Below are 7,664 nucleotides of genomic sequence, written 5' to 3' on the forward strand. Positions count from 1 at the left end.
AAAACGCAAAAAGCCCCTGGGCGCGGACAAGATCATCCGCGAACCAGAGGCTTCAAAGCCGAGATGTCATGCAGCAATCTTGCTGCGGGGCAACCTTGCCCGGTTAGACTACGATACGCGCCCCGAACCGGACCGCAAGACCATAAATGCGGCAGGCTGCTGCGATCAGGTCTTTTCCGCCAACGCGATGCGCAGGCCGAGACCGCTCATCGCCTCGTGGGCCGAGACCACGCTCTCGGCCACGCTGGCCATCGGCACGCGGGCGGCGGTGGCCCGGTCCCGGAGCATCTTGTAGGCGGCGTCCTCGTCGATCCGGTTCAGGTCCACGAGCAGCCGGACCGCCTTCTCGACGGTGCGGCGGCCCTTCATGGTCTCCTCCAGCCGGTTGATCTTGCTGGTGAGCCGGCCCTCGTAGCCGCGCCGGTAGCGGGCCAGGGCGAACTGGGTGAGCACGCCCCGCGGGTGGAGCGGCTTGTTGAGCACGCCGTGGGCGTTGACGTCGGCGATCGCCTTCAGGGAGGTCGGGCTCTCGTAGGCCACGATGGCGATGACCGCCGGCTCCAGCGCCTCGATCGACGGCAGCAGGTGCATCACCTGAGCGTCGTCGAGCTGGATGAACAGCGTGTCGATGTCGGCGGGCAGGGCGGCGGGCGGCGGCCACGCCAGGGAGACCGCGCAGCCGAGGCGACGGAGCTGCTCCAGCAGCGCGGCGCCCTCCTCGTCCTTGGGGTGGATGACGAGGGCGCGGGCGCGCCGCAGGTCGTCCAGGATCTTGCGGGCGGGGGCGGTCACGCGGCGAGACCCTCCTCCAGCCAGTTCGTCTCGAACCGGGACCACGCGAGGTAGGGATCGGGCCGCACGGGCCGGCGCGCCCGCCAGACCACGTCGAACTGCCCGTCGGCCCGGGCGACGCCGATGCCCGGCGTGAGCCAGATGTGCCGCGTCTCGCCGTCGAAGGCGAGGTCGCCCTCCGGCGCCGCGAGGCGCTGGCGCAGGGCTGCCGCGCCGAGGCGCTCCGCGTCGAGGGTGCCGGCCTCCGTGAGCGCCCGGGCGAAGAGATGGACCTGCGCGTAGGCGGTCTCCGACCACATGCTGGTGGGGCGCTCGGGCCCGAACCGGGCCTGGAAGGCGGCGACGAAGCGCCGGTTCTCCTCGCTCGCAAGGGACCCGAAATACGGGGCCGCCAGGACGTGGCCGGTGCAGTGCTCGGGACCGATCGCGTGGATCTGGCCCTCCGCCAGGGTCAGGCTGGCGATCGGGCAGCGGGCGCGGTCGATGCCGGATTCCGCGTAGGCGCGGTAGAGCCGCTCGGCCCCGCGCCCCACCACGGTGGAGAAGACCGCGTCCGGGGCGGCGTCGCGGATCGCCGCGATCATGGCGGCGTGGGCCGCGTCGTCCGCGTCGAGGGCCGCGTACAGCTCGCCCACGATGGTCCCGCCCTTCGCCTCGATCAGGTCGCGCATGACCCGGTTCGATTCCCGCGGGTAGATGTAGTCGGACCCGATCAGGAAGATCCGCCGCCCCTGCTCCTGCAGGAGGTAGTCGGCCAGGGCGAAGACGTTCTGGTTGAGGGTCGCACCGGTGTAGATGATGTTCTCCGAGTACTCGAAGCCCTCGTAGATCGACGGGTACCAGAGCAGGCCGTTGTGCCGCTCCATGGTGGACAGCACCGACTTCCGGCTCGCCGAGAGCGAGCAGCCGAACACCACCTCGACCCCGTCCTCGGCAAGCATTCGCCGGGCCAGGGTGCGGTAGGCGTCGGTCTCGCCGGCGGGGTCGTAGCAGACCGGCTCGATCGGGCGGCCCAGCACGCCGCCGGCCTGGTTGATCTCCTCGATCGCGAGTGCGGTGCCGAGGAAGTGCTCGGTCTCGGTGATGCCGCTCACCCCGCTGCGGGAGAACAGGACGCCGACCCGCCACGTCGCTTCATCCTTGGCCGCCATGGCCCCTCCCCGCGCGCGCCCAGGCCCGGCGGATCGCCCGCGCCTCGGCCCCGTCCTACCCGACGGACGCCCCCCTGCGGAAGCGTCGGCCCGGTCGCGCGGGCTCGTCCCGGATCCGCGACCGGACATCCCGCTCCGGCCGCTGCGATCCTCAGGCGGTCCCGGCCCCCGGTTCGGCCCGCCGCACCGGCCGGCTGACGAAGCGGGAGCCGGCGAGCAGGAACCGCCAGGGCGTCTCGGCGCCGCGGGTGATCCCGATGCGCCGGTCGCTGACCACCTCGACGGCCCCGGGATCGCCCGCGGCGCGGGGCTCGAACCGGAACGGCGCCCCCGCGAGGGGCGCGCCGTCCAGCGCGTCGGTGACGCCGAGGGCCTGGCAGAGGCGGCCCGGCCCGGCGCAGAGCAGGCGCGGCTCCTCCACGCCGCGGCGCGCCCGCATGGCGGGAAGCCCATCGGTGGGCGCGAGGGCCCGGAGCAGCACGGCGCTGCCGGGCTCGCAGACGAGGTTCAGGCACCAGTGCATCCCGTAGGAGCGATACACGTAGGCATGGGCCGGCGGCCCGAACATGCTGGCGTTGCGCCGGGTGGGGCCGCGGAAGCTGTGGGAGGCCGGATCGGTGCTGTCGTAGGCCTCGGTCTCGACGATGATCCCGCCGGCCGCGCCGACGAACAGGCGGGCGCCGATCAGGTCGGAGGCCACCGCGGCGGCGCTGCGGGCGAAGAAGGTGTCCAGCATCGGGTCTCCGGCGCGGGCGGTCCGCGCGATCCTCACGTCCGGGACTCCACGGATCGCCGGCGATTGGAAATAAATCGGACGCGGCGGAAGTCTTGCTGGTACGAGGGACCGTGAATGGCGGGCCCAGAACCGATCTCCTCGGACCTCCCAGCATGGTGCGCACAGCCTCGATCGCGACGCTTCGATCCGCCGATGCGGGCGCGCAACCCCGATCCGCCACGCAAGCCGCGCGGATCCGCCTGAACCTGCGGCGCCTCCGGCTGGCCAGCGGCCTGGTCCTGTTCGGCTACGTGCTAACCCACCTGCTCAACCACGCCCTGGGCAACATCTCCCTCGACGCCATGGAGGACGGCCTCGACCTCGTCACGGCCGTCTGGCTCAATCCCGTCGGCCTGACGCTGCTCTACGGCGCCCTGGTGCTCCATCTGCTGCTCGGGCTCCAGGCGCTCTACGCGGCCCGCTTCTTCCATTGGCGGCCCTCCGAGGCCCTGCAGTTGGTCTCGGGCCTGCTGATCCCGACGCTCCTCATCAGCCACATCACGGCGACCCGGATCTCCTTCGTCACCGAGGGGCTCGACAAGGGCTACGCGCAGGAACTCTACGCCTTCTGGATCGGCTCGCCGACGCTCGGCCTGCTGCAGGTCACGGTCCTGGTCCTGGCGTGGATCCACGGCTGCATGGGCCTGTATTTCTGGCTGCGGCTGAAGCCCGCCTTCGGGCGCATGGCGCCCTGGCTGCTGGCGCTCGCGGTTCTGGTCCCGGTCCTGTCGCTGCTGGGCTTCGCGCAGGGCGGCCGCATGATCCTCACCCTGGCGCAGGATCCGGCGTGGCGGGCGGTGGCCCTCCAGCCGGTCCATGTCGGGCTGCCCGATCAGGTCGCGCGGCTCGCGGCCATCCGGGACGGGCTGCTCGGGACCTATGCGGGCCTGGTGGCGGCGGTGGTCGCAGCGCGCGGCGTGCGGACCCTCGCCGAGGTCAAGCGCGGCACGATCCGGCTCAGCTATCCGGACGGGCGGGTGGTGCGGGTCCCCCGGGGCACCAGCGTGCTGGAAGCGAGCCGGCGCAACCGGATCCCCCATGCCAGCGTCTGCGGCGGCCGCGGCCGATGCTCCACCTGCCGCATCCGGGTGACGGACGGCAGCGACGGCGCGCCCAGTCCCGGCCGCACCGAGCGGTCGGTCCTGGAGCGCATCGCCGCCGGTCCGGGGGTGCGGCTCGCCTGTCAGTTCCGGCCCGAGACCGACATGGCCGTGGTGCCGCTGCTGCCGCCGCAGCCGCGGATGCGCCAGGCCGACCTGCTCGACCGGGCGCAATCCGGCGAGGAGCGCTTCATCGTGGCGATGTTCGTCGACCTGCGCGGCTCGACCCGGCTCGCCGAGGAGCGCCTGCCCTACGACACGGTGTTCATCATCAACCGCTTCCTCGGCGCGGTCGGCGACGCCGTGCGGGAGGCCGGCGGCTCGACCAACCAGTTCCTCGGCGACGGTCTGCTCGCCCTGTTCGGCCTGGAGACGGAGCCCGGGCAGGCCGCCCAGGACGCCCTGCGGGCGATCGACCTCATCGCCGACGCCGTCGACACCCTGAACCGGCTGCTGGCGGCCGATCTGGAGCACACGCTCCGGTACGGGATCGGCGTGCATGCGGGCCTCGCCATCGTCGGCGAGATGGGCGACGCCACCGATGCCCGCTTCACGGCGCTGGGCGACACCGTCAACGTCGCCGCCCGCCTCCAGGGCCTGACCAAGACCCTCGGCTGCGTGGCCGTGGTGTCGGAGGCGGTCTATCAGGCGGCCCGCGTGGCGCCGGCGCAGATCCGGGACGTCGCGGTGGACGGCCGGTCCGAGGCCGTCCGGGTCAACACCCTGGGCCGCCTCTGAGGCGGCGTCCGGGCGGGACGCGCGGGCCGTCCCCGCGGGCAGATCCTGCCCCGTGCTCCTGTCGCCATGCTCCCGGCCCCGGCGCCGCGCCTCAGGCCCGTTGCCGGTTCGCCGCCCCGAGGCGCGGCGCCAGGGCCAGCATCAGCGGCACCACGGCGAGCGCCGTCCCGGCCGCCGCCACCGCCGCCCAGTGCGGGCCGGCCGCGTCGCCGAGCCGTCCGTAGAGCAGCGGCGCCGCCAGCGCGCTGCCGCCGAGCGTCCAGGTGTAGAACACCGCGAAGGCCCGCTCGACCCGGCCGCCCGGGGCCAGTTCCGGCACCGTCCCGTAGAGGACCGACGAGGTGCCGTTCAGCATCACGCCGAGGAGCGGCAGCAGGATCAGCCCGGGGGCCAGGGGCAGGACGATCACCGCCAGGATCGCGAGCGCCGTCCCGGTCTCGGTGAGGATCACGGTCCGGGTCACGCCGAGGCGTTCCCCGAGGCGCCCGCACACCGCCTTGCCGAGGGCGCCGCCGATGAAGACCAGCGAGAGCGCGAGGCCCACCGTGGTCAGCGCCGCACCCTTCTCCTGCAGCAGGAACGGCAGGTAGAGCAGGAAGGCCGGCCGCGCGGCGTTGTCGAGCATGCCGATGGCGACGAGGAGCCCGAACCCCGCGCCGGGCGGCGATGCGCCCGCGACCCGGCGGGTCGCCCGCTTGGCGGCCGCCTGGGCGCTGCGTGACTGCGGCTCACGCGGAAGCAGGCGCCCGACCAGCACCGCCACGAGGACGCCTCCGCCGGCGATCACCCAGAGGGCGTGGCGCCAGCCCGACAGGGTCAGCAGCAGCCCGACCAGGGGCGGGACCGCCGCCTTCCCGAGGTCGCCGGTGAAATTGTAGGTGCCGAGGGGCCCCCGCGCCGCCGCGCCGTAGGCCCGGGCGATCACCGCCGAGGCCAGGGGATGCTGGGTGCTGCTGCCGGCGCCGCCGAGCAGGAGGCCGACCCCGAGCCCGACGAGCCCGCCCGAGGCGCCGGCGATCGCATAGCCCGCCGCGCTGAGCCCGGTGCCGAGCACCAGCACGATCCGGGCGCCCCAGGCCTGGGCAAGGCGGCTCGCCGGCATCTGCAGCGCCGCCAGCGCGCCGTTGTAGAGCGACCGCAGGAAGGCCAGGGCGACATAATCGAGGCCGAACTCCGCCTGCCAGACCGGCAGCAGCACGTAGATCAGGTCCGTGTAGCCGTCGTGCAGGGCGTGGTTGACCCCGGTCGCCAGGAGTGTGCGCCGGGCCTCCGGCGGGGACGCGGTTTCGGAAGACGCGGTCGGAACGGACGCGACGGACATCCAGCCATCCTTCGTGGTTCCGATCCAGGATGGCGGTCTGGCGGGGGGCTGACAAACGCCTTATGCTGACGCTCGCGTGAGGAAACCTGACCCGTGCATCGTCGCCTGCCGCCCCTGAACGCCCTGAAGGCCTTCGAGGCGGCCGCGCGGCACGGGAGCTTCACCCGGGCCGCGGACGAGCTGCGGGTCACCCACGGCGCGGTGAGCCGGCACGTGCAGATGCTGGAGGGCTGGCTCGGCCTGCCGCTGTTCACGCGCCACAACCGGCGCGTGGTCCTCACCGAGGCGGGGGTCGCCTACGCCACCGAGATCGGCGCCGCCCTCGACCGGATCGCCCTGGCCACGGCCCGCCAGGTCGAGCGCGGGCGGCCCCGCCTGCTGCACGTGAATGCGCTCGCCACCTTCACCCTGCGCTGGCTGATCCCGCGCCTGTCCGGCTTCCAGGTGGCCAACCCGGCGATCGAGGTCCGGCTGACGACCTCCAACGTGCCCCTGGCGCAGCTCGCGGAGCCGTTCGATGTCGCGATCCGCGGCGGTCCGGAGACGCGCCCGGGCCATCGCGCGGAGCCGTTCCTGTCCGAACGCCGCATCCCCGTCTGCAGCCCGGCCCTGCTGCAGCGCCTCCCCCTCGCAGAGCCCGAGCAGCTCCGGCAGCACACCCTGCTGCACGCGGCGACGCTCCCGCGGGTCTGGCCGGACTGGCTGCGGGCGGCCGGTGTGCCCGATCTGGAGCCGCAGGCCTCGGTGACGCTGGAGCATTTCTACCTGACCCTCCAGGCCGCCCTCGACGGGCTCGGGATCGCCATGGGGCCCGAGCGGCTGATCGCCGACGACGTCGCGGCCGGCCGCCTGACCCTGCCCTTCGCGGGCCCGTCTCTGCCGGCACGGAGCTACTACACCTACGTCCCGGAGCCCCGGGCGGAGGATCCGGCGGTGCGGGCCTTCTGCGGCTGGCTCGCCGAGGCGGCCCGGCAACCGTGAGATCCCGTCTTTGCGAGCGCAGCGAAGCAACCCAGTGTCGCGCAACGTTGGGGCTCGTGGCGCCGCTGGAATGCTTCGCTGCGCTCGCAAGGACGGTTTCGGAGTGGCGTCCGGGCGCGGTTCCGCGCATGGATCGGATCCGGAACGCACCCGACCGCGTCAGGGTTGGCGTGAGACGCTTCTGCCGAAGGTGACCGCATGGCGCGCAAGCGTCTCCGCCCGACCATCGAGAGCCTGATCGAATCCCTCGGGCGGCTCGGCCTGTCCCCGGAGGCCGTCGACCTCGACCGGCTGCTCGCCGATCTCGAACTGCCCGAATACGGCGCCGAGGTGGAGGACGACCGCGTCGCCCGCGCCGTGCGCGCGATGCAGGCCGCCCGGGCCTTCGCGGAGACCGGCATCCCGGCGGTCCGCAAGGCCGTGCCGAACCTCCGGGCCGTGGTGACGAAGGACCACCGGATCACGTGGCTGATCCGCACCGAGATCCCCCTCCTCGACAACGGCCGCCTGGACCTGCGGCTCGACATCGCGCCGGAGCCGGAGGCGGCCGAGATCCTGGCCCGCATGGCCGCCCGGAACGACCCGGCCCACCGCCTGGACGCCCTGCGCGAGGCCGTGACGCGCACGGCGCTCCAGGCCAGCCGGGCCCTGCACAAGCCGGTCGACCGGCTGCGGGCGCAGCTCCTCGTCGACCTGCGCGAGGTCGGGGCGGACGCCGCCGCCTACATCGCCCACATGGACCGGTCGCTGCGGTCCCGGGTGTTCACCTACGGCCCGAAGCTCGCCCGGGGCCTCAACGACACGCT

At 73.4% G+C, this 7,664-nt stretch carries 7 protein-coding genes (1 of these 7 cut by a window edge); 3 read left to right on the top strand and 4 right to left on the bottom strand.

Going from position 1 to position 7,664, the window contains the following annotated elements; all coding sequences use genetic code 11:
- Positions 1-165 precede the first annotated feature (165 nt).
- The 3 genes from PQI07_RS09695 to PQI07_RS09705 form a co-directional block, all read right to left on the bottom strand.
- On the bottom strand, positions 166-792 hold the full coding sequence (locus PQI07_RS09695) for an ANTAR domain-containing response regulator (RefSeq protein ID WP_043357993.1): 627 nt from the start codon (positions 790-792) through the stop codon (positions 166-168).
- Positions 789-1,943 (bottom strand): transporter substrate-binding domain-containing protein, encoded by a 1,155-nt coding sequence (locus tag PQI07_RS09700; protein WP_043387289.1) that lies wholly within the window; start codon positions 1,941-1,943, stop codon positions 789-791. Before PQI07_RS09700 ends, PQI07_RS09695 begins: the two co-directional genes overlap by 4 nt.
- A 151-nt stretch (positions 1,944-2,094) precedes the next feature.
- A complete protein-coding gene (locus tag PQI07_RS09705; RefSeq protein WP_274926524.1) occupies positions 2,095-2,679 on the bottom strand; it encodes a DNA-3-methyladenine glycosylase in 585 nt (194 codons plus the stop codon).
- Positions 2,680-2,831: 152 nt separating this feature from the next.
- Between PQI07_RS09705 and PQI07_RS09710 the strand changes: the two genes are divergently transcribed.
- Entirely contained in the window at positions 2,832-4,556 is a 1,725-nt protein-coding gene (locus PQI07_RS09710) for an adenylate/guanylate cyclase domain-containing protein (protein ID WP_274926525.1), read from the top strand.
- Positions 4,557-4,647: 91 nt separating this feature from the next.
- Here the strand turns inward: PQI07_RS09710 and PQI07_RS09715 are convergent, their stop codons facing one another.
- The gene (locus tag PQI07_RS09715; protein WP_274926526.1) at positions 4,648-5,877 is read right to left on the bottom strand and encodes an MFS transporter; all 1,230 of its coding nucleotides are present in this window, start codon (positions 5,875-5,877) and stop codon (positions 4,648-4,650) included.
- 93 nt (positions 5,878-5,970) lie between these two features.
- Here PQI07_RS09715 and gcvA point away from each other — a divergent pair, with 93 nt between their 5' ends.
- Together gcvA and PQI07_RS09725 are read left to right on the top strand one after the other, a co-directional pair.
- Positions 5,971-6,858 (top strand): transcriptional regulator GcvA, encoded by an 888-nt coding sequence (gene gcvA, locus PQI07_RS09720; RefSeq protein ID WP_043357984.1) that lies wholly within the window; start codon positions 5,971-5,973, stop codon positions 6,856-6,858.
- 198 nt (positions 6,859-7,056) lie between these two features.
- Positions 7,057-7,664: the beginning of a helicase-related protein gene (locus PQI07_RS09725; protein ID WP_043759671.1), read on the top strand. Its footprint extends 1,537 nt past the window's final position; 608 of the gene's 2,145 nt are visible here — the first part of the coding sequence; the start codon lies at positions 7,057-7,059; its stop codon lies off the right edge, out of view.

It is taken from the genome of Methylobacterium sp. 092160098-2 (assembly GCF_028920805.1).
Taxonomy (GTDB): Bacteria; Pseudomonadota; Alphaproteobacteria; order Rhizobiales; family Beijerinckiaceae; genus Methylobacterium; species Methylobacterium fujisawaense.